This window comes from Chelatococcus caeni, from assembly GCF_014196925.1.
Taxonomy (GTDB): domain Bacteria; phylum Pseudomonadota; class Alphaproteobacteria; order Rhizobiales; family Beijerinckiaceae; genus Chelatococcus_A; species Chelatococcus_A caeni.
On the sequence record NZ_JACIEN010000002.1, the window covers coordinates 107,979 to 131,948 of the forward strand.

The following is a 23,970-nucleotide window of genomic DNA, read 5'->3' on the forward strand; positions in this document are numbered from 1 at the left end:
GCGTCAGGCATTCTTTCCGATGGATCAAAGCTGTCCTTTGGACGTTTGTTTAATGGGTTGTTGATAACTTAAAGGTTTGAATCGATCCAAATCGGCGATACAGTCGGGGCGATATTGCACTGCAGCATCGCGTGTGATTCGCTGCGGCGCGCAAACGAATCAAGGAGGTGGGAATGAATCTCGCCTACTACTGGTACGAGGCAGCGCATGCGGCGGTCGGTCCCGCCCGGCTCCTGTCCGGCGCCACCCAGGCCGTCTTCTCCGACCCTGCCAACCCTCTGACGAACACCCCCTACGGGCGCTCGGTCTCCGCCGCCTGCGAGCTGTTCGAGCGGTCGACACGCCGCTACGGCAAGCCCGAGTTCGGCTTCGGCACCACCGCCGTCGGCGGGCAGCGCGCCCGCGTCAGGGAGCGCATCGTCTGGCAGCGGCCGTTCTGCAATCTCGTCCATTTCGACCGGTCGATGCCGGGGGGCACCCCCAACCAGCCGAAGATGCTCGTGGTCGCGCCGATGTCCGGCCACTATGCGACGCTGCTGCGCGGCACGGTCGAGACCTTCCTGCCGACGCACGAGGTCTACATCACCGACTGGGCGGACGCGCGCATGATCCCGCTGTCCGAGGGCCGGTTCGACCTCGACGACTACATCGACTACGTCATCTCCATGCTGCACGTGCTCGGCCCGGACGTGCACGTCCTCGCCGTCTGCCAGCCGGCGGTGCCGGTGATCGCGGCCATCGCGCGCATGGAGGCGCAGAACGATCCGTTCGTGCCGCGCTCGATGACGCTGATGGGCGGTCCGATCGACACGCGCCGCTCGCCCACCGCCGTGAACAAGCTCGCCGAGGAACGCGGCACCGAGTGGTTCCGCCGCAACTGCATCTTCCGCGTGCCGTTCCCGAACCCGGGCTTCATGCGCTCGGTCTATCCCGGCTTCCTGCAGCTCTCGGGCTTCATGGCCATGAACCTCGACCGGCACATCTCGGCGCATCTCGAGATGTTCAACCACCTCGTCGAGGGCGACGGCGATTCGGCCGACAAGCACCGGGACTTCTACGACGAGTATATGGCCGTCATGGACCTGACGGCGGAGTTCTACCTGCAGACGGTCGACACGGTCTTCGTCCGCCAGGCCCTGCCGAAGGGCGAGATGATGCACCGCGACAAGCCGGTCGACCTCACGGCCATCCGCCGCGTCGCGCTGATGACTGTGGAGGGCGAGAAGGACGACATCTCCGGCGTCGGGCAGACCGAGGCGGCACACGACCTGTGCGTCAACATCCCGGCGGAGATGCGGGTCCATCACCTGCAGAAGAGTGTCGGACACTACGGCGTGTTCAACGGCTCGCGCTTCCGCGCCGAGATCGCACCGCGCATCGCCGACTTCATCGCCACGATCGAAACGATGCACGGCAAGAGGAAGCCGCGGCGCGTCGCAGCCGAGTGAGCGGACGGGCCACGGCCCTCCGCATTTCTGGTGACGGGTTCCGGCCGAATCGCCATCATCCGCTCATGCGAAGCCTCTTCCGGCGCATCAAACCTCCCGACGATCACACCGGCGATCCGGACCATATCCTCGTCCGCCATGCGGGCGAGGACTACCGGGTCACGGTGAAGCGGCGCGCCGGCGCGCGGCGGATCACGCTGCGCGTCTCGGGTGCGACCGGCGAAGCCATCCTCACCCTGCAGGAGCGCACGCCGCTCGCACGCGCCCGGCAATTCGCCGACGCCCACGGCGGCTGGCTGGCGACGCGGCTCGAGCGGGTGCCGGAGCGCGTGCCCCTGCTGCCCGGCTCGCTGGTGCCGCTACGCGGCGAGCTGCACCGCATCGTCCACCTTGCGGGACAGCGCTCGCCCGCTGCGGCGGGCCGCGACGGCGACGGAGCCGCCATCATCAGCGTCGGCGGCGAGGCGGTGCACGTGCCGCGGCGGCTGCGCGATTTCCTCGTGCGCGAAGCCGAGCGCGACCTACGCGCGGCCGTCGAGCGGCACACGAACGCCCTCGGCCGCAAGGCCAGCGCCGTCACCATCCGCGACACCACGAGCCGCTGGGGCTCGTGCAGCGCGGCCGGGCGCCTCAACTTCTCGTGGCGGCTCATCCTCGCGCCGCCCTTCGTGCTCGACTATCTCGCCGCGCACGAGGTGGCGCATCTCAAGGAGATGAACCATTCCGTGCGCTTCTGGCGGCTGACGAAGGCACTGTGCCCGCGCACGGACGAGGCCGAGGCCTGGCTCAAGCGCCACGGCACCGCCCTGCACCGCTACGGCTGAAGGCTCGACAGGCGCCCCCGCGACGCCTAGAGGAGGATGCCCTCACCTCCCGGCTGCCCGGTTCCCATGCGCCTTTCACCCGACACCCTCGCGATGACCGCGACGCTCGCCCTGCTGACCGCGCTCGGGCCGCTGTCGACGGACATGTACCTGCCCTCGCTGCCCGTCATCGCCGCCTTCTTCGGCACCGGCTCGGCCGAGGCGCAGATGACCCTGTCGGCCTTCCTCTTCGGCTTCGCGGCCGGCCAGTTCGTGCACGGGCCGCTGTCCGACCATTACGGCCGCCGGCCGGTGCTGCTCGCCGGGCTCGGCCTCTTCGCCGCCGCGACCGCGGCCTGCGCGCTGGCCCCCTCGATCGAATGGCTGACGGCTGCACGCTTCGTCCAGGCGCTCGGCGCCTCGGGCCCGATCGTGCTCGCCCGCGCGGTCGTGCGCGATCTCTACGAGGGGCCGCGGGCGGGACGCGAACTCTCCCGCATGGGCACGATCATGGGCCTCGTGCCGGCGCTCGCTCCGGCGCTCGGCGGCGTCCTGCAGGCGCTCTATGGGTGGCGGGCGAGCTTCGCCGTCACGCTCGGCTGCGGCCTCGCGCTCGCCGCCGTCGTGGCCACGGCGCTGCCCGAGACCCTGCGGCAGCGCCCCGAGCGGCCGCTGTCGCTGGCCCGCATCGGCGCCGAATTCCGCATCGTCATCGCGAGCCGGCTCTACCGCGTCTATGTCGGCCTCGCCGCGCTGACCTATGCCGGGCTCTTCAGCTTCATCTCCGGCTCGTCCTTCGTGCTGCAGAACCTCTACGGCCTCGGCGAGATCGCCTTCGGCCTGTCCTTCGGCACGGTGGTCATCGGCTATATCAGCGGCACGGTGCTGGCCCAGCGCCTCGTCGGCCGGCGCGGCCTCGACGGCACCATCGCCCTCGGCACGGCCTGCCTCGCCGCCGGCGGCCTCGTGATGCTAGCGTTCGCGCTCGCCGGGGTCGCCTCGGTCTTTGCCGTGGTGCTGCCCATGGCCGTCTACACCTTCGGCGTCGGCCTCGTCATGCCGCAGACCGCGGCCGCGGCGATGATGCCCTTCCCGGAGCGGGCGGGCGCGGCCTCCTCCCTGCTCGGCATCTGCCAGATGACGTTTGCGGCCCTCGTCGGGCTCTATGTCGGCCACGTCGTCGCGGTCTCCGCCGTGCCGCTCACGGCGACCATCGCGATGATCGGGGTCGGGGCCTTCGCCCTCTTCACGGGCAGCCGGCGCATCCGCGCCGGCGCCTGATCCACCTCACCCGCCGAAGAGCATCTCCAGCAGGCCGCGCTGGCGCTGCGGCGCAGCCGCCTGGGCGGGCGGCCCGCCGCCGGCGGCCGGCGGGGGAGCGCCGGCATAGCCGCCGTCGGCGACGAGCGCTTCGTCGTCGGCGGGCGGCAGGCGGTTGAACGGCCCGCCGGGCAGCGGCACCGGGGACTGGCCCTTCAGGGCCGCAGTCATGTAGGTCTTCCAGATCTCGGCGGGCAGGTTGGCGCCCGAGGCCTTCTTCGTCGGCTTGCTGTCGTCGTTGCCGAGCCACACGCCGGTGACGAGGCTGCCGGTATAGCCGAGGAACCAGGCGTCACGGTATTCCTGGCTGGTGCCGGTCTTGCCGGCGGCCTCCCAGCCCGCGATCTCGGCTCGGCGGCCGGTGCCCGTCAGCAGGGTCTGGCGCAGCATCATGTTCATGTCCGCCACGTGCTGCTGTTCGATGACGCGGCCGAGGTCGGTCGGCGTGCGCTGGAACAGCACCTTGCCGTCCGGCGTCTTCACCTCGCGGATGAGATAGGGGATGACGCCGGTGCCGCCGTTGGCGAAGGCGGCATAGGCGGCGACGAGCTCGATGGGCCGCACCTCGGAGGTGCCGAGCGACAGCGAGAGGTTGGGCTGCAGCGGCGAGGTGATGCCGAGCCGCTGCGCCGTGCGCACCACCGCCTTGGGCCCCATCTCGGCGATGAGCTGCGCCGTGACCGTGTTGATCGACCGCGCCAGCGCCGTGGTCAGCGTCACGGGGCCGGCATATTTGCGGCTCGCGTTCTCGGGGCGCCAGCCGTTGAGGTTGACCGGCCCGTCCTCGCGCACCGTGTCCGGCGTCAGCCCGTTCTCGAGCGCGGCGAGATAGACGAAGGGCTTGAAGGAGGAGCCCGGCTGGCGCATCGCCACGGTCGCGCGGTTGAACTGGCTCTGGCCGTAGTTGCGCCCGCCGACGAGGGCGCGGATGCCGCCGTCGGTGGCGAGCGAGACGAGCGCCCCCTGGCCGACGCCGTACTTGCCGCCCTGCTTGTCGAGCGCCTCGACCAGCGCCTTCTCAGCCGCGCGCTGCATGCCGACGTCGATGGTCGTCTCCACCACCACGTCCCGCTCGACGGGGCCGATGAAGTCCTCGAGCACGTCCATGACGTAGTCGGCGGCATAGTTGGCCGAGCCGGCGCCGCGCGGCTTGATGGCCGTCGCCGGCTCCATCAGCGCGTTCTTGGCCGCGGCCTCGGAGATGAAGCCCTCGTCCGCCATGGCCGAGAGCACGAGCTGGGCGCGCTTCTCGGCCCCGTCCGGGTTGCGGTTGGGGGCGAGGCGCGACGGGGCCTGGACGAGGCCGGCGAGCATCGCCGCCTCGGACAGGGACACCTCGCGCGCCGACTTGCCGAAATAGCGCAGGGCCGCCGCCTCGACGCCATAGGACCCGGCGCCGAAATAGACCCGGTTGAGATAGAGCTCGAGGATCTCGTCCTTGGTGAACTTCTGCTCCAGCCACAGCGCCAGGATCGCCTCCTGGATCTTGCGCGAAAGCGTGCGGTCCTGGGTGAGGAAGAGGTTCTTGGCGAGCTGCTGCGTCAGCGTGGAGCCGCCCTGGGCAACGCCGCGCGAGGTCACGTTGCGCACCATGGCGCGCGTGATGCCGAGCGGATCGATGCCGAAATGGTCATAGAAGCGCCGGTCCTCGATGGCGATGAAGGCCTTCGGCAGATAGGGCGGCAATTCGGCGAGCTTCACCTCGCGCCCGCCCATGTCGCCACGGTTGGCGATCAGCGTGCCGTCGGAGGCGGCGATGGCGATGTTCGGCGGGCGCTTCGGCACCGTCAGCTGGTCGATGGGCGGCAGCTGCGCGAAATGATAGGCGACGACGCCCGCAACGGCGATGCCGCACCAGATGGCGAGCACGAAGCAGCTGCGCACGACCCAGCCGAGGAACGAGCGCCGCCGGCGGCCGCCGCCGCGACGCGCCCCGCCCGAGCCGCCTCCCCCGTTGCCGCGCCCGCCGCCCTTGCGGGAGCGGCGACCCGCCGCACGCCTCGCCATCACGTCCTCCTCGTGGAAAAGGCCGTCCCCGGGAAGGCTCTCCCCCAGGCCGTCCACGCCGTCCGATGCCGGATATCGGCCGGGATCCTCCACGCCGGCAGGCGTCGCCGAGAACGCCGGCTCGCGCCGCTCCTGCGGACGCGGGCCCGGCGACGGGCGAGCCGTGCGGCGCTGCGCGCCGGCGGCGATGCCGGTGGGCCGGTCTTCCGGCGACAGGCGCAGGTCGAATCCGTCATCCGCGGCGCGGCGCCGTGCTCCGTCCTGAGGGCCGGGCACGGGCTGCCGGTCGTGCCATTGGTCGAACGCCATGTCTCTCCGTTTGCGCAGGTGCGCGGGCCGCACGCGCGGCCACTGCAGGGCAGCGTTTCAACCAAGCTATAAATGTGGCGGATTAAGGGGCGGTTACCCCCGTGCAGCGCACGGGACAAGGGGAGTGCGGCACGGCCGCAACACCTTTGGAACAATGCGATTTGCCATGCAGTTCTGCGCGATTTTGCCTGAATTCCGGCTTCCTCGGCTGTCATATGGACGAACGATTCGGTTTTCGCCGGATTCTGGTTCAACCTCATGTCACACCGGTTCCTCCGCCGGCCGGCGCCGTCCGCGCCGGGCGGCAGCCATGGCCTGCCCCCGAAAGACGCATGACCAGCATCGTCATTCTCAATTCCCTGCTTCTGTTCGGCGCCGGCCTCGTCGTCGTGGGCATCGCCTCGAGCCTCGTCGCCTCGCGCTTCGGCGCGCCGCTGCTGCTCGTCTTCCTCGCCATCGGCATGCTGGCGGGCGAGAACGGCATCGGCGGCATCCCCTTCAGCGACTACCGCGCCACCTATCTCGTCGGCTCGCTGTCGCTCGCCATCATCCTCTTCGACGGCGGCCTGCGCACGCGTTTCGCCGGCATCCGCGGGGCCGTGGCGCCGGCGGCGCTGCTCGCCACAGCCGGGGTCGTCATCACGGCGGGGCTGACCGGGCTCGTCGCCATGCTGGTGCTCGACCTGCGGCCGATCGAGGCGCTGCTCGTCGGCTCGGTGGTCGCCTCGACGGATGCGGCGGCGGTCTTCTTCCTGCTGCGCGCCGGCGGCCTGCAGCTGAAGCGGCGGGTCAATGCGACACTGGAGGTCGAATCGGCGACCAACGATCCCGCCGCCGTCTTCCTCGTCGTCCTGCTGGTGCAGCTCATCGGCGCCGACGGCACCTCCTCGGTGGCCGACCTCGTCGACCTCCTCCTGCGTCAGGGCATCGTCGGCGCGGCGGCGGGCATCGCCGGCGGCTTCGCCATCACCTTCGTCCTCAACCGCGTCACCTTTCCCTCCGGCCTGCACCCGCTGCTCGTGGTCGCCAGCGCCGTCGCGATCTATGCGATGACGTCGCTGGTCAACGGGTCGGGCTTCCTCGCCGTCTATCTCGCCGGCATCATCGTCGGCAACCGGCCGGTGAGGGCCTTCGCCTCGATCCTGAGCTTCCACAACGCGGCGACCTGGCTGTGCCAGATCGTCATGTTCCTGATGCTCGGCCTCCTGGTGACGCCCGCCGATCTCGTCGGGCATGCCGTGCCGGCGCTCGCGATCGCCCTGTTCCTCATCTTCATCGGGCGCCCCGCCGCGGTCTGGCTCTGCCTGACGCCGTTCCGCTTCCCGGTGCGCGAGAAGCTCTTCATCTCCTGGGTCGGCCTGCGCGGGGCCGTGTCGATCTTCCTCGCCGCCATCCCGATGCTGTCGCAGCTGCCGCAGGCGGAGGTCTATTTCAACGTCGCCTTCTTCGTCGTGCTCGTCTCGCTGCTGCTGCAGGGCTGGACCGTGACCCGCGTGGCGCAGAGCACCGGGGTGGCGCTCGCCGACCCGGCGCCGGAGGTGAGCCGCGTCGAGATCGACCTGCCGGGCCAGCTCGACTACGAGATGGTCGGCTATCCCGTGCTCGCGGACAGCCCGGTGATGGACCGGGGCGGGCTGCCGCCCTGGGCGCGCGCGGTGCTCATCGTGCGGCGCAACGCCGTCCTCACCCCCGAGGAGGCGGGCGTGCTGCGCGTCGGCGACTATGGCTACTTCCTGGCGCCGCCGCAGCGCGTCAACCGGCTCGACCGCCTGTTCGCCCCCTTCGAGGGCCACCAGGGGCGCGCCTCGGCCGGCGTGTTCAGCTTCGGTCCCGAGATCAGGCTGGGCGAGCTTGCGCAGACCTACGGCATCGCCGTCGACGAGGACATCAGCGACCAGACGGTCGGAAGCCTGTTCAGCGATACCTTCGAGGAGGGGGTGCGCGAGGGCGACCGCATCGCGCTCGGGCCGGTGACGCTCGTCGCCCGCGGGGTCGACGACGGCGTGGCGCATACGATCTCGCTCATCCTCGACAGCGAGGATGCGGATGTCGCCGCCGTCGTGCCGACGACGCGGCTGGAGCGCCTGATGGCCGGGACGCTCGCGCGCCTCGGCCCGCTGCAGGCCCGGCTCGCCGAGGCGACGGGCCGTCTCGGGGACCGTCTGCGGGCGGCGCTCTCGAAGCGCAACGAGCGCCTCTGACGGCCCGCATTGGGGGCCGCGGGCGCGTCTCCCGCGCCCGCGAGCGTTGATCAGGCCGCGATCGACAGATCGGGGCCGGCCGAGCGCACGTCGGCGTCGACGTGGTCCTCGAACTTCTTGAAGTTGTCCCGGAACATGCCGACGAGGCGCTTCGCCGTCTCGGCGAACTCGGCCTTGCTGGCCCAGGTCTTCACCGGATAGAGGATGTGCGGCTCGACGCCGGGCACCGAGGTCGGCACCGCGAAGCCGAAATAGGGATCCTGCCGGAAGTCGGCGCGGTTCAGCGAGCCGTCGAGCGCCGCCGTCAGGAGGCGCCTTGTGACGCGGATCGGCATGCGCCGGCCGACGCCGTACTTGCCGCCGGTCCAGCCGGTGTTGACCAGCCAGCAGTCGACCCCGTGCTTGGCGATGAGGTCGCGCAGCAGGTTGCCGTAGACCGACGGATGGCGCGGCATGAAGGGCGCGCCGAAGCAGGTCGAGAAGGTGGCCTCCGGATCCTTCACCCCCTTCTCCGTGCCGGCGACCTTGGCCGTGTAGCCGGAGAGGAAGTGATACATGGCCTGGGCGGGCGTCAGCTTGGCGATGGGCGGCAGGATGCCGAAGGCGTCGCAGGTGAGCATGACGATGTTCTTCGGCATGCCGGCGCGGCCGGTCGCGCTCGCATTCGGGATGAAGTCGAGCGGATAAGCGCAGCGCGTGTTCTCGGTCTTCGAGCCGTCGTCGAAATCCGGCGCGCGCGTCAGCGGATCGAGCGCGACGTTCTCGAGGATGGTGCCGAAGCGCTCGGTCGTCGCGTAGATCTCGGGCTCGGCCTCGCGCGACAGGCGGATGGTCTTGGCATAGCAGCCGCCCTCGAAATTGAAGACGCCGCCGGCGCTCCAGCCGTGCTCGTCGTCGCCGATGAGCGTGCGCGAGGGATCGGCCGACAGCGTCGTCTTGCCCGTACCGGACAGGCCGAAGAAGACGGCGACGTCGCCGCGCTCGCCGGCATTGGCGGAGCAGTGCATCGGCATCACGCCCTTTCCGGGCAGGGCGTAGTTGAGGAAGGTGAAGACCGACTTCTTCATCTCGCCGGCATAGGACGTGCCGCCGATGAGGACGATGCCGCGCGAGAAATCACAGGCGATCACGGTCTGCGAGCGCACGCCGTGGCGCGCGGGATCGGCCCGGAAGGACGGCAGGTCGACGATGGTGAGCTGCGGCGCGAAGCGGGCGAGCTCACTCTCGTCGGGGCGGATCAGGAGGTTGCGGATGAAGAGCGAATGCCACGCATATTCGGTGAAGACGCGGGCATTGACGCGATAGGCCGGGTCGGCCCCGCCGTAGAGATCCTGCGCGAAGAGCTCCTTGCCCTCGGCATGGGCGAGGAAATCGGCGAGCAGCGTGTCGAACTGATCCGGCGTGATGGCGCCGTTGTTGTCCCACCAGACCTCATCGCGCGTCGCATCGTCCTTGACGATGAACTTGTCCTTCGGGCTGCGGCCGGTATGGACGCCGGTCTCAGCCGCGAGCGCGCCGCCCTTGGCGAGCACCGCCTCGCCGCGCTTGAGCGCTTCCTCGTAGAGGCGCGGGGCCTCGAAATTCCAGAAAACGCGCTTGAGCCGTTTGAAGCCGAAGCTCTCGGCGCCGCATGCGCCGTTGAATACGCCGACGTTGTCCACGAATGACCTCCTTGCGCCCCCGCCGCCACGCATGATGGACCTCAAGGCCGCGAGGCCTCCACGTCCGCGCACCGCAGCCGCCGGAACCATCGATGCCCGGCATATGGCAGACTTTCAAGTGCGGGGACAGGCTGCTCGTTCCATCGAATCGATTGAAGGGAATTGCTTCCTTGCTGGCAACGGCGTGCGGCCGCGAAGCGTGACCGGTGAAGATCCGACGCTCCCTTCTCGCGGCGCCGCGGCGTTGAAGCACAATCGCACCCGCCGTCATGCCCGCGCTCGTCGCGGGCATCCACGCGGTAGAACGTTCTACAACGTCAAAGGCGTGGATGGCCGGGTCAAGCCCGGCCAAGACGGCGGAAAGGTCTGCGCTGCATTGCCGACGCCGTCAGCCACTCGGGCTAAAGCCGGACAGGCCGGCCGGCGGTATCTGTCGCAGGCGTCAGCGCCGGCGCGCCTCGGCGGCGAGGTCCTTCAAGACATGCCGCAGCTCGCCCGGCGCCCCGATCGGGGCCGGGAAGTCCAGTCTCCCGGTCAGGTCGCCGCAGACGAGGTCGAGGCCGCGCCGGTCGATGCCGCTCGCGCGCCAGTTCCCCTCGGGCAGGCCGAGCAGCTTCGTCGCATAGAGCGCCAAGGCATCGGCATGGTCCTCGTTCATGTGCGCGACGGCGCCGGCCTCGTTCTCGACGAGGTGCTCCGCGCCGGCCAGGTCATCGACGAGGTCCTGCGGCGCAAGGTCGACGATGCGGCCGAAGCCGGCGACGAGATGGGCTCCGGTGATCTCGATGCGGTAGAAGGCGAAATCCTTGAAGCCGGCATAGCCGGCCGACAGGGGATGGCGGGCGAGAAAGCGGCGCTTCAGAGCCTCGTCGTCGCTCGCGACGGCGCGGCCGGCGAGGCTGATGCGCGGATGGGCGCTCGGATCCCCCGCGCCAACCTGCGTCAGGAGGAGCGACACGCGCGCATCGCGGGTGATGTTCTGCGTGTGCAGGGCGAGCGTCGAGATGAGGGTAACGGGCGTGCCGTCGATGGCCGTCGCGACATTGACGAGGGACACATAGGGCGCGCCGTCGGCCGCGAGCGTCCCCAGGGCACCGAAGCGGGCACGGCGCAGCAGGTGGGCGGCGGCGGAGCGCGGATCGAACGCGGCGGTTGAATCGGCGGCGGCGGACATCAATATTGTCTCCGGTAAAGGGGCGGACATGGCGTTATGCGCCCGAAAGCTGTAGGATCACCCGGCAGTCATCGTCATATTTCGGCCGTCCTCGTCCCGCAGGAGGCTCGGCTTCACTGATGCCTGCGAACGAGCGAGCCAGTATGCCGACAATCGCCCTCGTCGACGACGACCGCAATATCCTGACCTCCGTTTCCATCGCACTGGAAGCCGAGGGGTACCGCATACAGACGTATACGGACGGTGCGTCGGCCCTGGACGGCCTCAAGGCCAACCCGCCGGATCTCGCCATCCTCGACATCAAGATGCCGCGCATGGACGGCATGGAGCTGCTGCGCCGCCTGCGCCAGAAGACGGACATGCCCGTGATCTTCCTCACCTCCAAGGACGAGGAGATCGACGAATTGTTCGGCCTCAAGATGGGCGCCGACGACTTCATCCGCAAACCCTTCTCGCAGCGCCTCCTCGTCGAGCGCGTGAAGGCCGTGCTGCGGCGCGTGAGCCCGCGCGAGCAGGGGACCGTTCGCGAGAGCGACGCCAAGGTGCTGGAGCGGGGCCTCCTCAAGATGGATCCCGAGCGCCATACCTGCACGTGGAAGAACGATCCCGTCACGCTGACGGTGACCGAGTTCCTCATCCTGCAGGCGCTGGCCCAGCGCCCCGGCGTCGTGAAGAGCCGCAACGCGCTGATGGACGCGGCCTATGACGACCAGGTCTATGTCGACGACCGCACCATCGACAGCCACATCAAGCGCCTGCGCAAGAAGTTCAAGGCCGTCGACAACAGCTTCGACATGATCGAGACGCTGTACGGAGTGGGCTACCGGTTCAAGGAAACCTGACGGCAGATGGGCACGAGAGCCGCCGGCCACCGGCCGGCGCGTCGATGCGGTCGCGAGGAAGCATGACCGCCGAACCTTTCGACGAGACGCGGGCGCCGGCTGACGGCGCCGAGGCCGGTGCGCAGGCGCCGGCCCGTGCCGGCCTTGCCCGCCGGGTGAGCCGCGTCGGCCAGGCGGTGGTCACGCGCCTGTCGTCGAGCCTGACGCGGCGCATCGTCGTCCTGAACCTCGCCGGGCTCGTCGCCCTCTTCCTCGGCTTCCTCTATCTCAACCAGTTCCGCGCCGGCCTCATCGACGCGCGCGTGCAGAGCCTGCTCACCCAGGGCGAGATCATCGCCGGCGCCATCGCCGCCTCGGCGACGGTCGAGACCGACACCATCACCATCGATCCCGACAAGCTGCTGCAGCTGCAGGCGGGCGAGAGCTCGGGCCTGCAGGAGGACTTCTCGCCGCTCGAGTTCTCCATCAATCCCGAGCGCGTGGCGCCGCTGCTGCGCCGGCTGGTGACGCCCACGCGCACGCGCGCGCGCATCTACGACCGGGAAGGCTATCTCCTCCTCGATTCGCGCAATCTCTATTCGCGCGGCGATATCCTGAGCTTCGACCTGCCGCCGATCTCGCAGGAGGAGCCGACGCTGCTCGAGAGTAGCTGGAAGTGGCTGAAGCGCCTCTTCGGCCGCCCGGGAACGCCTTTCGCCGACGACATCACGGCGACGAGCGGCAAGTCCCTGCCCGAGGTGCAGAAGGCGCTGACCGGCCTGCCGGGCAGCGTCGTGCGGGTCAATACCCGCGGCGAGACGACCGTGTCGGTCGCCGTGCCCATCCAGCGCTTCCGCACCGTGCGCGGGGCGCTCGTCCTCTCCACCCAGGGCGGCGACATCGACACCATCATCGCCGCCGAGCGCTGGGCGCTGCTTCGGGTCTTCGCGGTCGCGGCCGCCGTGATGCTCGTGCTGTCGGTGCTGCTCGCCGGCACCATCGCCGGCCCGATGCGGCGCCTCGCCGAGGCGGCGGAGCGCGTGCGCCGGGGCATCAAGTCGCGGCAGGAGATCCCGGATTTCACCGACCGCTCGGACGAGATCGGCCATCTCTCCGGCGCGCTGCGCGACATGACGCGGGCGCTCTACAACCGCATCGAGGCCATCGAGACCTTCGCCGCGGACGTGGCGCACGAGCTCAAGAATCCGCTCACCTCGCTGCGCAGCGCCGTCGAGACCCTGCCGCTCGCCCGCAACGAGGATTCGCGCAAGCGCCTGCTCGCCGTCATCCAGCACGACGTCAAGCGGCTCGACCGGCTGATCAGCGACATCTCGGACGCCTCGCGGCTCGATGCCGAGCTCGCCCGCGCCGAGGCCGAGCCGGTCGACCTGCGCCGGCTGCTGGAGGCCGTGGTCACGGTTGCCAACGAAGTGCGCGGCGCCGAATCAGCCCCGATCCGCCTCACGATCAAGGACAGCCCGCAGCGCGACGCCTATCTCGTCATGGGCCACGACAGCCGCCTCGGCCAGGTCGTCAACAACCTCATCGACAACGCGCGCTCCTTCTCGCCGCCGGGCCACGAGGTGCGCGTGACCATGCAGCGCATCCGCGGCGAGGTGGACATCACCGTGGACGACGACGGGCCGGGCATTCCGCCCCATGCCCTGGAGCGCATCTTCGAGCGCTTCTACACCGACCGGCCGGAGCAGGGCTTCGGCCAGAACTCGGGCCTCGGCCTCTCCATCTCGCGCCAGATCGTCGAGGCGCACCGGGGCCGCGTCTGGGGCGAGAACCGGATGGCGCCCGCTGCCGGCGCGGAGCCGCCATGCCTCGGCGCGCGCTTCGTGGTGCGCCTGCCGGCCGCCGTACGCTCATGACCGGCACTGCCGCTCCGGCCCCGCCTCCCACCATCCATGCCGGCTGCGTCCTCGTCGACGAGGCGGGCATCCTGATCCGCGGCGCGTCGGGGACGGGCAAGTCGCGACTGGCGCTCGCCCTCGTCGCCGGCGCGCAGGCGAGCGGGCGGTTCGCCCGCCTCGTCAGCGACGATCGCTGCAGCGTGAGCGCCTCGAACGGGCGGCTCGTCGCCCGCCCCCCGGCAGCCCTTGCCGGGCTCCTCGAGGTGCGGGGCCTCGGGCTCGTCGAGATGGAGGCCGAGGGAGCGGCGGTCGTACGCCTCGTCGTCGACTGCGACACCGAGGCGCCGGAACGATACCCGCAATCCACAGACCGGACGGTGACCGTCGAAGGCGTCACCTTGCCGCGAATTCGCGTCCTCGCGGGCGAGGGAGGCGTTACGGCAGCCGTAATCCTGGGCTTGCTGCCGCGATTCGAGCGTCCGATGCTGCACGTTTTGTCGGAACGATGACCAAATGGTCGCAGGCACTTGCACTTGCCGCCGCAATGCACAAAATGGGCGCTTCCTTTTGGGTGGCGGGGCCACGGGTTCTTGAATGATCGGTCTTGTGCTGGTGACCCACGGCTGCCTGGCGACGGAGTTTCGCGCCGCGCTGGAGCACGTGGTTGGCCCTCAGAAACAGTTTGAAACCATCACCATCGGTCCGGATGATGACATGGAGAGCCGCCGCAGGGACATCCTGGCGGCGGTGGGCCAGGTCGACACGGGCGAAGGGGTGGTCGTGCTCACCGACATGTTCGGCGGCACCCCCTCGAATCTCGCGATCTCGGTGATGAACGGGCGCAAGGTCGAGGTGGTGGCGGGCATCAACCTGCCCATGCTCATCAAGCTCGCCAGCGTGCGCGACGAGAAGCCGCTGGAGGATGCCGTCCTGCAGGCGCAGGAGGCGGGCCGCAAATATATCAACGTGGCGAGCCGGGTGCTCGCCGGCAAGTGACGGCGGTCGTCGCAATGGACATCGACACCTTCGACAATGACGACTGCCCCCCGGCGCCGGTGCCGGACGGCGCGCTGGCGCGCGAATTGCCGATCATCAACCGCAAGGGCCTGCATGCCCGTGCCTCGGCCAAGTTCGTGCAGACCGTCGAGCGCTTCGGCGCCGACGTCACGGTGACCCGCTGCGGCGAGACCGTGGGCGGGCGCTCCATCATGGGCCTTCTGACCCTCGCCGCCGCCCAGGGCACCAGCATCACCGTGACGGCCCAGGGCGAGGACGCGCAGGCCTGCCTCGACGCCATCACCACGCTGCTCGCCGAGCGCTTCGGCGAGGACGAGTAGCCGTGCTCTCTCGGCCGCCGCATCCCGCCGCGGTCCGCGCCCCTGAAAGCTATTGCGGGACGGTGCCGTTGGCCGCCAGCACGTCGCCGGCGAGATAGAGCGAGCCCGTGACGAGGACGCGCGGCGGGCGCTCCCATTCCTTCGCCTTCAGCCCCACGAGTGCCGCCTCGACACTGTCGCCTGCCCGCGCCTTCAGGCCGACGGAGCGGGCGATGGCCGCGACCTCCTCGGCCGGGCGGGCGGCCAGCTGCGTGGGGATGGGGACGGCGACGAGTTCCTGCGCGAGACCGACGAAGGGCTTCAGGAAGCCGTCGGCATCCTTCGTGCCCAGCATGCCGACGATCATGACGAGCGGGGCGGGATGCCGCTCTTCGAGCTCGGCGAAGGCGGCGGCGAGCGCGCGGCCGCCGTCCGGGTTGTGGCCGCCGTCGAGCCACAGCTCGGCCCCCTCGGGCGCAAGATCGACGAGGCCGCCCCGGCGCAGGCGCTGCATGCGGGCCGGCCATTCGGCGCGGGTCATGCCGGCCTCGAAGGCCTCTGCCGGCAGGCGTCCGTAGCCGGCCGCCCGCAAGGTGGCGAGCGCCGTCCCGGCGTTGACGAGCTGGTGACGGCCGGCGAGCCGCGGCAGGGGCAGGTCGATGAGCCCCTGCTCGTCCTGGTAGACGAGGCGCCCGCCCTCCTCGTGCACATGGAAGTCCTGCCCGCCGACGAGGATCGAGCGGGCGCCGACGCGCTCCGCCGCCGCTTCGAGGACGGCCGTGGTCTCCGGCTCCTGCGGCGCGATGATCGCCGGCGCGCCGCGCTTGAAGATGCCGGCCTTCTCGGCGGCGATGCGCGTGACGCTGTCGCCGAGATAATCCGCATGGTCGAGCGAGACCGGCGTCACCACGCAGGCCTGCGGCTCGTCGACGACATTGGTGGCGTCGAGGCGCCCGCCGAGCCCGACCTCGAGCAGCAGAACGTCGGCCGGCGTCTCGGCGAAGAGCAGCATGGCCGCCGCCGTCGTGATCTCGAAAACGGTGATCGGGGCGCCGGCGTTGGCGTCCTCGCAGCGTTCCAGGGCCTCGACGAGCCGGTCCTCGCCGACGAAGCGGCCGCCGCCGGGGCGGCCGAGCCGGATGCGTTCGTGGAAGCGCACCAGATGCGGCGAGGTGTAGACGTGGACGACGAGCCCGGCCGCCTCCAGAACGGCGCGCATGAAGGCGATGGTCGAGCCCTTGCCGTTGGTGCCGGCCACGTGGATGACCGGCGGCAGCTGGCGCTGCGGCGCGCCGAGGCGCGTCAGCAGCCGCTCGATGCGGCCGAGGGACAGATCGATCGTCTTGGGATGCAGCGCGAGAAAGCGCGCGAGCATGGCATCGGACGATTCCATGGCGGTCCCCGGCCCGGTCTGGGGCTGATCCCTATTCCGCGGCGGCGTCGAGCGCCGGCATGTCCGCAGGAGGCTCGACGACGGCGGGCTTGTCCTGCTTCATCAGCAGGCGGCACAGCCTGGCGACGGTCCCCTTCACGTCGCGGCGGTGCACGACCATGTCGACCATGCCGTGCTCACGGAGATATTCCGAGCGCTGGAAGCCTTCCGGCAGCTTCTCGCGGATCGTCTGCTCGATGACGCGCGGGCCGGCGAAGCCGATGAGGGCGCCCGGCTCGGCAATGTGCACGTCGCCCAGCATGGCGTAGGAGGCGGTGACGCCGCCGGTCGTCGGGTTGGTGAGCACCACGATATAGGGCAGGCGCGCTTCGTTGAGCTTGCGAACCGCCACCGTCGTGCGCGGCATCTGCATGAGCGAGAGGATGCCCTCCTGCATGCGCGCGCCGCCCGAGGAGACGAAGAGCACGAAGGGCGTCCGGCGGGCGAGCGCCGTCTCCATGCCGGTGATGATCGCCTCGCCTGCGGCCATGCCGAGCGAGCCGCCCATGAACTCGAAGTCCTGCACCGCGGCGGTGATGGTCGCACCCTCGACCTCGCCGACGCCGACCTGGACGGCATCCTGCACGCCGGTCTTGGCGCGGGCGTCGCGCAGGCGGTCGACATAGCGCTTCTCGTCGCGGAACTTGAGCGGGTCGGTCGGTACCTCCGGCAGGGCGATCTCTTCCCACGCACCGCCGTCGAAGAAGGAGGCGAGGCGCGCCCTGGCGCCCATGCGCAGGTGATAGTCGGAGCCCGGGATGACGAAGAGGTTGGCCTCGACGTCCTTGTGGAAGACCATCTGCCCCGTCTCGGGGCACTTGATCCAGAGATTTTCCGGCACCTCACGCTTGAACAGCGTCTTGATCTTGGGCCGTACGACGTCGGAAATCCAGTTCACGGGGGCAACCTCTGGTGTCCCGGCGTGGACCTGCCACGCCCGAAAGGGTCACGGAACCTGGCCGCAACCCTGAAATATCGTCATGCGGCCTTCACATAGACCTTCGCGAGGCTTTTCGCTAGGTGCGACGGTGTTGCAAGGGATGGCACCTCTCCCTCTTCCGGCGAACGGGAGAGGGCCTCGTCCTCACGCAGCGGTCGCCTTGGCGGCCGAGCGCACGCCGGCGGCGAGCTCGCCCACCAGCGTCTCGACGGCGGTGACCGTCGTCGCCGTCGCGCGCCCTTCCCCGTCGAGCGAGGCGCGCACGGCCTCGACGAGCGCGGAGCCGACCACGACGCCGTCCGCCCCGCGCGCGATGGCCGCGGCGTGCCCGCCGGTCTTGACGCCGAAGCCGACAACGACCGGCAGGTCGGTATGGGCCTTGATGCGCGCCACCGACTGGGCCACGGCGCCGAAATCCGGCGTCGCGCTGCCGGTGATGCCGGTGATCGAGACGTAGTAGACGAAGCCCGAGGTGTTGGCGAGCACGGCCGGCAGGCGCGCGTCGTCCGTCGTCGGCGTGGCGAGACGGATGAAGGAGAGACCCGCGTTCAGCGCCGGGACGCAGAGCTCGTCGTCCTCCTCCGGCGGCAGGTCGACCACGATGAGGCCGTCGACGCCGGCTTCGCGCGCATCCTTCAGGAAGCGCGCGACGCCGTAGATGTAGATGGGATTGTAATAGCCCATCAGGATGACGGGCGTGTCCGCCTCGCCCGCGCGGAAGGCGCGCACCATGTCGAGCGTCTTCGTCAGCGTCTGGCCGCCCTTCAGCGCCCGCTGCGAGGAGAGCTGGATGGCCGGGCCGTCGGCCATCGGATCGGTGAAGGGCATGCCGATCTCGATGAGGTCGGCGCCGGCGCGGGGCAGCGCCTTCAGGATCGCGAGCGAGGTGTCGGCATCCGGATCGCCGGCCGTGACGAAGGTCACGAGCGCCGCGCGGCCCTCGGCGCGGCAGGCGGCAAAGCGCCGGTCGATGCGGCTCATCAGAACTGTCCTCCGAGGATGTCGGCGACCTGCGGCACGTCCTTGTCGCCGCGGCCGGAGAGATTGACGACCATGATGTGGTCCTGCGGCTTCTGCGGCGCGAGCTCGACCACCTTGGCAATGGCGTGCGACGGCTCGAGGGCGGGGATGATGCCCTCGAGCTTCGACAGGAGCATGAAGGCCTCGAGCGCCTCCTTGTCCGTCGCCGAGATGTAGGTGACGCGGCCGGTCTCGTGCAGGAAGGCGTGCTCGGGGCCGATGCCGGGATAGTCGAGCCCGGCCGAGATGGAGTGGGCCTCGGCGATCTGGCCGTCGTCGTCCATCAGCAGATAGGTGCGGTTGCCGTGCAGCACGCCCGGCCGCCCGCCAGTGAGCGAGGCCGCGTGCTGGCCGCTCGCAAGGCCGTGGCCGGCCGCCTCGACGCCGTGGATCTCGACATCCTTGTCGTCGAGGAAGGGATAGAACAGACCCATGGCATTGGAGCCGCCGCCGATGCAGGCGACGAGCGAATCCGGCAGCCGCCCCTCGGCGGCGAGCACCTGCTCGCGCGTCTCCTTGCCGATGATGGCCTGGAAGTCGCGCACCATGGCGGGATAGGGATGGGGGCCGGCCACCGTGCCGATGCAGTAATAAGTGGTGGCGACATTCGTCACCCAGTCGCGCAGCGCCTCGTTCATGGCGTCCTTGAGGGTGCGCGAGCCGGACTGGACGGGCACCACCGTGGCCCCGAGCATCTGCATGCGGAAGACGTTGGGCTTCTGCCGCTCGACGTCGACGGCGCCCATGTAGATGACGCATTCGAGGCCGAAGCGCGCGCACAGCGTGGCCGTCGCGACGCCGTGCTGGCCCGCGCCGGTCTCGGCGATGATGCGCTTCTTGCCCATGCGGCGGGCCAGCAGGATCTGGCCGAGCACGTTGTTGACCTTGTGCGAGCCCGTGTGGTTGAGCTCCTCGCGCTTGAGATAGATCTTCGCGCCCTTGCCGCCGGCACCTTCACGCAGGTGCTCCGTCAGGCGCTCCGCATAATAGAGCGGGCTCGGCCGGCCGACGTAATGGGCGAGATAGCCGTCCATCTCCGCCTGGAAGGCGGGATCGTCTTTGGCCGCGGCATAGGCCTTCTCGACCTCGAGGATGACGGGCATCAGCGTCTCGGCGACGAAGCGGCCGCCGAACATGCCGAAATGGCCGCGCTCGTCGGGCCCCGAGCGATAGGAGTTGAGCGGTTGCACAGTCACGCGACCTTCATCCTTCTCAAGCGGCGGAGCCTCGGCCCGCGCCTCGTCCATTCTCTGTTCGTGCGACAACGGGGACGGCTCGCCGCCGTGGCTTCCCGTTGCATAAGCCAAAGCGGCCGCCAGGGCCACCGCGGTCGTGACGCCTTCACGCCCGCGCCGCGGCGAGAAAAGCTTTGATCCTGCCCACGTCCTTCTCGCCCGGGGCGCGCTCCACCCCGGAGGACACGTCGACCCCGAGGAAGCCGGGGACGGCGGCGAGCCGCGCCACGGCACCGCCCACGTTGTCCGGATCGAGCCCACCCGAGAGCATGAAGGGCCGGCCGCCGGCCCCTGTCGCGAGGATGTCCCAGTCGAAGGCGACGCCGTTGCCGCCGGGCAGCTCTGCCCCCTTCGGCGGCTTGGCGTCGAACAGAAGGCGGTCGACGACCGGCGCATAGGGGGCGTGGCGGGCAAGGTCCGCCGGCTCGCTGACGCCGATCGCCTTCATCACCTGCGTGCCGGCGAGCCGCCGGATGGCGGCCACCCGCTCCGGTGTCTCCTCACCGTGGAGCTGGAACCAGTCGGGCCTGAGGCCGTCGCGGATGGCGGCGATCGCCGCATCGTCGGCATCGACGGTGAGCGCGACGATCTCGGCGCGGCCGCGCACGGCCCCGGCGAGGGCGATAGCCTCGGCGAGCGAGACGTTGCGCGGGCTCTTGGGAAAGAAGACGAAGCCGACCATGTCGGCGCCCGCCGCGAGCGCCGCGGCGACGGCCTCGGCGCTTCTCAACCCACAGATCTTGACGATGGTGGACATGACGCCTGCAAGTGGCATGGCGGCACCGGCTTGTCCATCGGGTGCCGTCCGGTTACGCGACAGCGAAGCCGGCCGAAATGCTTCAGCGGCTCACACCTTCGGCAGCGCGGCCCGCCCCGCGGCGCCGCGCAGTTGTTCGGCCTCGCTGCGCCATCGGTCCGCCTCGCGGCGATAGCGCTTCTCCGCCTTGCGGTGCTTGCCCTGGGCGAGCCAGGCGGCAATGCCGCCGACGAGGACGCCGAGCATCACCGCGGCGAAGATGACGACAAAGAACGGCACCGTCACGGCAAGGGCCGGCTCGGTGCGCGAGAAGGGGTCGAAGGACAGCTCGACCGGCGCGCGGTTGGCCACCGCCAGGAGCACGATGACGACCGCGACCGGCGCGAGCACCAGGAACTTGACGAAGCGCTTCACCGTCACGGCTCCACTTCCCTCACGCGCTCACGCTCACGGCGGCCTTCCTGCCCGTCGCCGGGGCGGCGGCACTGCCGTTGAGGCGCAGGCGCATCTCCTTGCCGGTCTTGAAGACGGGAATCATCTTCGATGCAACATCGACCGTCTCGCCCGTGCGCGGGTTGCGGCCGACGCGCGCATTGCGCTGCTTGACCGAAAAGGCGCCGAACCCGCGCAGCTCGACCCGATCGCCTCGCGCGAGCGCGCGGGTGATCTCTTCGAGGATCGCATTGACGATGTTCTCGACATCGCGCTGGTAGAGGTGCGGATTCTGCTCGGCAATCCGCATCACGAGCTCGGACTTGATCATATCCCCCGCCTATCCCTTTGAAATTTCAATTATTTTGAAGCGAAGGGTGCCAGACGGCAAGGAGGCCGTCAAGCCGTCCCGCTTCTTCGCGCAGCGCAACCGTCCTGAGCGCGCCGGCGAGGTCGTCATAGCCGGCGAAAGCTGCCGCGCGACCGAGGAGCGACCAGAGGGACAGCCCGAGACGCTCGCTCTCGGGCTTCCATTCGCGGACCGGCAGATCGCTGGCGAGCTTCTTCTCCCTCTCGAGCCAGGCCACCGCCTGGCGCTGGCCGCCGAGCTCGTCGACGAGGCCGAGATCCTTCGCCTGACGCCCCGTGAAGACGCGCCCGTCGGACACCTGGTCGAGCGCCGGGCCGGAGAGGGAGCGACGCTGGCCGACGAGGCCCTTGAACCAGGCGAAGGAATCACGAACCACGCTCTCGAGCGCGGCGCGCGCCTCCGGCGAGGTGGGCTCGAAGCCGTTCGGCGCCGCCTTGAGGGGGCTCGACTTCACCTCCTCCACCTTCACCCCGAGGGTGTCGAGCAGGCCGGCGAGGTTGGGATACTGGATCAGGACGCCGATGGAGCCGACGAGCGAGGTATCGCGCGAGACGATGCGCTCGGCCGCAAGGGCGGTGATATAGCCGCCGGAGGCGGCGAGGCCGTCGACGAGCGCGACCGTCGGCTTCTCCGCGGCGAGCTCGCGCAGCGCCGTATAGATCGCCTCGGCGCCGGAGGTGGTGCCGCCGGGGCTGTCGACGCGCACCAGCACGGCGCGCACCGAGCGGGCGTCCTTGACTCGCCTGATGAGGTCGAGCGTGCGCTGGTCGCCACTGATGAAGCCGCCGATGCGGATGGCGGCGATCTGGTCACCCGTGACCACCGAACCCGCGCCGAACCGCGCACCGAGCGCGACCACGACGGCGATGAGGGCGAAGACGGCAAGGACGCGCCAGAACGAGAGCTTGCGCCTCAGGCGCCGGCGGTCTGCCATGATGTCGGCATCGTATGTCATTGGCGAAGCTCGGCTCTTCACCTCGGCTGGTCGGGACGCCGTGGACACTAGCCCCGGGCCCCGTCACGGGCAAGGCGGGGTGGTGACAAAAAGCAGGCAAAGCAAAACCCGCCCGGAGGCCGGGCGGGTCGCTTGCGAAGATCACCTGCAGATCGTGCTGCGGGGCGGCATGGCCGTCCCGCAACGAAGATCGCGGCTTACTTCTTCTCGTTGGCGCGCTTGAGGGCGGCGCCGAGGATGTCGCCGAGCGAGGCGCCCGAGTCGGTCGAACCGTACTGGGCGATCGCCTCCTTCTCCTCCGCGACCTCGAGGGCCTTGATGGAGAGCTGGATGCGGCGGGCCTTGCGGTCGAACTGCACGACGCGGGCATCGACCTTCTCGCCCGGGGCGAAGCGCTCGGGGCGCTGCTCGGAACGGTCGCGCGCGAGCTCGGCGCGGCGGATGAAGGCGGTCATGTCGGTGTCGACGATCTTCACCTCGATGCCGGAATCCTTCACCTCGACCACCTCGCAGGTGACGACGGCGCCCTTCTTGACATCGCCGGCATCGGCGAAGGGGTCGCCCTCGAGCTGCTTGATGCCGAGCGAGATGCGCTCCTTCTCGACGTCGACGTCGAGAACGACGGCACGCACCACGTCGCCCTTCTTGAACTCCTCGATGACCTGCTCGCCGGGACGGTTCCAGTCGAGATCCGACAGGTGGACCATGCCGTCGACGTCGCCGTCGAGACCGATGAAGAGGCCGAACTCGGTCTTGTTCTTGACCTCGCCCTCGACGACGGAACCGATCGGGAACTTCTCGGCGAAGGCATCCCACGGGTTCTGCAGGGTCTGCTTGAGGCCGAGCGAGATGCGGCGCTTGACCGGATCGACCTCGAGGATCTGCACCTCGACCTCCTGGGAGGTCGACACGATCTTGCCGGGGTGGACGTTCTTCTTCGTCCAGCTCATCTCGGAGACGTGGATGAGGCCCTCGATGCCCGGCTCGAGCTCGACGAACGCACCGTAGTCGGTGATGTTCGTCACGCGGCCCTTGAAGCGGGCGTTGACCGGGTAGCGGCCGGCGATGCCTTCCCACGGATCGGCCAGCAGCTGCTTGATGCCGAGCGAGATGCGGTGCGTCTCGTGGTTGATCTTGATGATCTTGACCTTGACGGTCTGGCCGATCGAGACGACGTCGGTCGGGTGGTTGACGCGCCGCCACGCCATGTCGGTGACGTGCAGCAGGCCGTCGATGCCGCCGAGGTCGACGAAGGCGCCGTATTCGGTGATGTTCTTGACCACACCCTCGACGACCTGCCCCTCCTCGAGGTTGGCCACGAGCTCGGAACGGGCCTCGGCACGCGTCTCCTCGAGCACCGTGCGGCGCGAGACGACGATGTTGCCGCGGCGGCGGTCCATCTTGAGGATCTGGAACGGCTGCGGCACGCCCATGAGCGGGGTGACGTCGCGCACCGGACGGATGTCGACCTGCGAGCGCGGCAGGAAGGCCACGGCACCGTCGAGGTCGACGGTATAGCCGCCCTTGACCTGGTTGAAGATGATGCCGGTGACCTTCTCGTTGTCCTCGAAGGCCTTCTCGAGCTTGACCCAGCTCTCTTCCCGGCGCGCCTTGTCGCGCGAAATGACGGCTTCACCGAGCGCATTCTCGATGCGCTCCAGGTAAACCTCGACCTCGTCGCCCACGTCGAGCGACTGGTCCCGACCCGGACCGACGAATTCCTTGAGAGCAACGCGGCCTTCGGTCTTCAGGCCGATATCAATGACGGCGACGTCCTTCTCGATGGCGACGACGCGGCCCTTGACGACGGAACCCTCGACGGGCTCGGCATGCGAGAAGGACTCTTCGAGAAGCGCCGCGAAATCTTCACGGGACGGGGCCTGGTGAGCGGATACGGACATTCGGTCTCC

The 23,970-nt window shown here is 69.6% G+C and carries 21 protein-coding genes; 9 read left to right on the forward strand and 12 right to left on the reverse strand.

The annotated features are described in order from the left end of the window. The first annotated feature begins 173 nt into the window (after positions 1 to 173). From GGR16_RS09215 to GGR16_RS09225, 3 genes are all read left to right on the forward strand, one after another. The gene (locus GGR16_RS09215; protein ID WP_183316428.1) at positions 174 to 1,448 is read left to right on the forward strand and encodes a polyhydroxyalkanoate depolymerase; all 1,275 of its coding nucleotides are present in this window, start codon (positions 174 to 176) and stop codon (positions 1,446 to 1,448) included. A 65-nt stretch (positions 1,449 to 1,513) separates the two neighbouring features. Continuing rightward, positions 1,514 to 2,272 (forward strand): M48 family metallopeptidase, encoded by a 759-nt coding sequence (locus tag GGR16_RS09220; protein ID WP_183316429.1) that lies wholly within the window; start codon positions 1,514 to 1,516, stop codon positions 2,270 to 2,272. A gap of 93 nt (positions 2,273 to 2,365) precedes the next feature. Then, positions 2,366 to 3,532, forward strand: a complete 1,167-nt coding sequence (locus GGR16_RS09225) for a multidrug effflux MFS transporter (RefSeq protein WP_183316430.1) — start codon at positions 2,366 to 2,368, stop codon at positions 3,530 to 3,532. A 6-nt stretch (positions 3,533 to 3,538) separates the two neighbouring features. On the opposite strand, the gene GGR16_RS09230 is transcribed toward GGR16_RS09225, so the two are convergent. Beyond that, positions 3,539 to 5,578, reverse strand: a complete 2,040-nt coding sequence (locus tag GGR16_RS09230) for a transglycosylase domain-containing protein (protein ID WP_371259738.1) — start codon at positions 5,576 to 5,578, stop codon at positions 3,539 to 3,541. Positions 5,579 to 6,219: 641 nt separating this feature from the next. Here GGR16_RS09230 and GGR16_RS09235 point away from each other — a divergent pair. Further along, positions 6,220 to 8,088: a potassium/proton antiporter gene (locus GGR16_RS09235; protein WP_183316431.1), complete on the forward strand. Its 1,869-nt coding sequence runs from the start codon at positions 6,220 to 6,222 to the stop codon at positions 8,086 to 8,088. A 50-nt stretch (positions 8,089 to 8,138) separates the two neighbouring features. On the opposite strand, the gene GGR16_RS09240 is transcribed toward GGR16_RS09235, so the two are convergent. Next, positions 8,139 to 9,782: a phosphoenolpyruvate carboxykinase gene (locus tag GGR16_RS09240; RefSeq protein WP_210289528.1), complete on the reverse strand. Its 1,644-nt coding sequence runs from the start codon at positions 9,780 to 9,782 to the stop codon at positions 8,139 to 8,141. 409 nt (positions 9,783 to 10,191) lie between these two features. Then, positions 10,192 to 10,923, reverse strand: coding sequence for a HugZ family pyridoxamine 5'-phosphate oxidase (locus GGR16_RS09245; RefSeq protein WP_183316432.1), 732 nt, complete (start codon positions 10,921 to 10,923; stop codon positions 10,192 to 10,194). A 143-nt stretch (positions 10,924 to 11,066) separates the two neighbouring features. Here GGR16_RS09245 and GGR16_RS09250 point away from each other — a divergent pair, with 143 nt between their 5' ends. From GGR16_RS09250 to GGR16_RS09270, 5 genes are all read left to right on the forward strand, one after another. Continuing rightward, positions 11,067 to 11,765, forward strand: coding sequence for a response regulator transcription factor (locus GGR16_RS09250; RefSeq protein WP_019403632.1), 699 nt, complete (start codon positions 11,067 to 11,069; stop codon positions 11,763 to 11,765). A 62-nt stretch (positions 11,766 to 11,827) separates the two neighbouring features. Further along, positions 11,828 to 13,621, forward strand: a complete 1,794-nt coding sequence (locus GGR16_RS09255; RefSeq protein WP_183316433.1) for a sensor histidine kinase — start codon at positions 11,828 to 11,830, stop codon at positions 13,619 to 13,621. Next, positions 13,618 to 14,112 carry an HPr kinase/phosphorylase gene (locus tag GGR16_RS09260; protein WP_246372972.1) on the forward strand — a complete coding sequence of 165 codons (495 nt, stop codon included), beginning with the start codon at positions 13,618 to 13,620 and terminating at the stop codon, positions 14,110 to 14,112. The genes GGR16_RS09255 and GGR16_RS09260 overlap by 4 nt, the downstream gene beginning before the upstream one ends. Before the next feature lie 85 nt (positions 14,113 to 14,197). Continuing rightward, positions 14,198 to 14,599 (forward strand): PTS sugar transporter subunit IIA, encoded by a 402-nt coding sequence (locus tag GGR16_RS09265; RefSeq protein ID WP_026015389.1) that lies wholly within the window; start codon positions 14,198 to 14,200, stop codon positions 14,597 to 14,599. A gap of 14 nt (positions 14,600 to 14,613) precedes the next feature. Then, on the forward strand, positions 14,614 to 14,940 hold the full coding sequence (locus GGR16_RS09270; protein ID WP_026015388.1) for an HPr family phosphocarrier protein: 327 nt from the start codon (positions 14,614 to 14,616) through the stop codon (positions 14,938 to 14,940). A 49-nt stretch (positions 14,941 to 14,989) separates the two neighbouring features. Here the strand turns inward: GGR16_RS09270 and GGR16_RS09275 are convergent, their stop codons facing one another. The 9 genes from GGR16_RS09275 to rpsA form a co-directional block, all read right to left on the reverse strand. Next, positions 14,990 to 16,312, reverse strand: a complete 1,323-nt coding sequence (locus GGR16_RS09275; protein WP_019403627.1) for a bifunctional folylpolyglutamate synthase/dihydrofolate synthase — start codon at positions 16,310 to 16,312, stop codon at positions 14,990 to 14,992. A 31-nt stretch (positions 16,313 to 16,343) separates the two neighbouring features. Beyond that, positions 16,344 to 17,249: an acetyl-CoA carboxylase, carboxyltransferase subunit beta gene (accD, locus tag GGR16_RS09280; protein WP_019403626.1), complete on the reverse strand. Its 906-nt coding sequence runs from the start codon at positions 17,247 to 17,249 to the stop codon at positions 16,344 to 16,346. Between the two features lie 186 nt (positions 17,250 to 17,435). Beyond that, positions 17,436 to 18,272 (reverse strand): tryptophan synthase subunit alpha, encoded by an 837-nt coding sequence (trpA, locus tag GGR16_RS09285; protein WP_019403625.1) that lies wholly within the window; start codon positions 18,270 to 18,272, stop codon positions 17,436 to 17,438. Then, entirely contained in the window at positions 18,272 to 19,447 is a 1,176-nt protein-coding gene (gene trpB / locus GGR16_RS09290) for a tryptophan synthase subunit beta (protein WP_425486574.1), read from the reverse strand. Before trpB ends, trpA begins: the two co-directional genes overlap by 1 nt. A gap of 205 nt (positions 19,448 to 19,652) precedes the next feature. After that, a complete protein-coding gene (locus tag GGR16_RS09295; protein ID WP_183316436.1) occupies positions 19,653 to 20,303 on the reverse strand; it encodes a phosphoribosylanthranilate isomerase in 651 nt (216 codons plus the stop codon). A 90-nt stretch (positions 20,304 to 20,393) separates the two neighbouring features. Then, positions 20,394 to 20,723 (reverse strand): LapA family protein, encoded by a 330-nt coding sequence (locus GGR16_RS09300; protein WP_096335212.1) that lies wholly within the window; start codon positions 20,721 to 20,723, stop codon positions 20,394 to 20,396. Between the two features lie 13 nt (positions 20,724 to 20,736). Next, positions 20,737 to 21,066 (reverse strand): integration host factor subunit beta, encoded by a 330-nt coding sequence (ihfB, locus tag GGR16_RS09305; protein ID WP_183316437.1) that lies wholly within the window; start codon positions 21,064 to 21,066, stop codon positions 20,737 to 20,739. Positions 21,067 to 21,091: 25 nt separating this feature from the next. Further along, positions 21,092 to 22,060 (reverse strand): signal peptide peptidase SppA, encoded by a 969-nt coding sequence (gene sppA / locus GGR16_RS09310; protein ID WP_019403620.1) that lies wholly within the window; start codon positions 22,058 to 22,060, stop codon positions 21,092 to 21,094. Between the two features lie 197 nt (positions 22,061 to 22,257). After that, positions 22,258 to 23,961: a 30S ribosomal protein S1 gene (rpsA, locus tag GGR16_RS09315; protein WP_019403619.1), complete on the reverse strand. Its 1,704-nt coding sequence runs from the start codon at positions 23,959 to 23,961 to the stop codon at positions 22,258 to 22,260. Positions 23,962 to 23,970 lie beyond the last annotated feature (9 nt).

Excerpts from the sequence above, each read along its gene's own strand:
- GGR16_RS09270 (WP_026015388.1), top strand. The coding sequence starts at position 14,614 with ATGGACATCGACACCTTCGACAATGACGACTGCCCCCCGGCGCCGGTG.
- GGR16_RS09230 (WP_371259738.1), bottom strand. The coding sequence starts at position 5,578 with ATGGCGAGGCGTGCGGCGGGTCGCCGCTCCCGCAAGGGCGGCGGGCGC.
- GGR16_RS09265 (WP_026015389.1), top strand. The coding sequence starts at position 14,198 with ATGATCGGTCTTGTGCTGGTGACCCACGGCTGCCTGGCGACGGAGTTT.
- rpsA (WP_019403619.1), bottom strand. The coding sequence starts at position 23,961 with ATGTCCGTATCCGCTCACCAGGCCCCGTCCCGTGAAGATTTCGCGGCG.
- GGR16_RS09260 (WP_246372972.1), top strand. The coding sequence starts at position 13,618 with ATGACCGGCACTGCCGCTCCGGCCCCGCCTCCCACCATCCATGCCGGC.
- ihfB (WP_183316437.1), bottom strand. The coding sequence starts at position 21,066 with ATGATCAAGTCCGAGCTCGTGATGCGGATTGCCGAGCAGAATCCGCAC.
- GGR16_RS09215 (WP_183316428.1), top strand. The coding sequence starts at position 174 with ATGAATCTCGCCTACTACTGGTACGAGGCAGCGCATGCGGCGGTCGGT.
- GGR16_RS09275 (WP_019403627.1), bottom strand. The coding sequence starts at position 16,312 with ATGGAATCGTCCGATGCCATGCTCGCGCGCTTTCTCGCGCTGCATCCC.
- GGR16_RS09220 (WP_183316429.1), top strand. The coding sequence starts at position 1,514 with ATGCGAAGCCTCTTCCGGCGCATCAAACCTCCCGACGATCACACCGGC.
- GGR16_RS09240 (WP_210289528.1), bottom strand. The coding sequence starts at position 9,782 with ATGCGTGGCGGCGGGGGCGCAAGGAGGTCATTCGTGGACAACGTCGGC.
- GGR16_RS09250 (WP_019403632.1), top strand. The coding sequence starts at position 11,067 with ATGCCGACAATCGCCCTCGTCGACGACGACCGCAATATCCTGACCTCC.
- GGR16_RS09245 (WP_183316432.1), bottom strand. The coding sequence starts at position 10,923 with ATGTCCGCCGCCGCCGATTCAACCGCCGCGTTCGATCCGCGCTCCGCC.
- trpB (WP_425486574.1), bottom strand. The coding sequence starts at position 19,447 with ATGTTCGGCGGCCGCTTCGTCGCCGAGACGCTGATGCCCGTCATCCTC.
- GGR16_RS09225 (WP_183316430.1), top strand. The coding sequence starts at position 2,366 with ATGACCGCGACGCTCGCCCTGCTGACCGCGCTCGGGCCGCTGTCGACG.
- GGR16_RS09235 (WP_183316431.1), top strand. The coding sequence starts at position 6,220 with ATGACCAGCATCGTCATTCTCAATTCCCTGCTTCTGTTCGGCGCCGGC.
- sppA (WP_019403620.1), bottom strand. The coding sequence starts at position 22,060 with ATGACATACGATGCCGACATCATGGCAGACCGCCGGCGCCTGAGGCGC.
- GGR16_RS09255 (WP_183316433.1), top strand. The coding sequence starts at position 11,828 with ATGACCGCCGAACCTTTCGACGAGACGCGGGCGCCGGCTGACGGCGCC.
- trpA (WP_019403625.1), bottom strand. The coding sequence starts at position 18,272 with ATGAGCCGCATCGACCGGCGCTTTGCCGCCTGCCGCGCCGAGGGCCGC.
- GGR16_RS09295 (WP_183316436.1), bottom strand. The coding sequence starts at position 20,303 with ATGTCCACCATCGTCAAGATCTGTGGGTTGAGAAGCGCCGAGGCCGTC.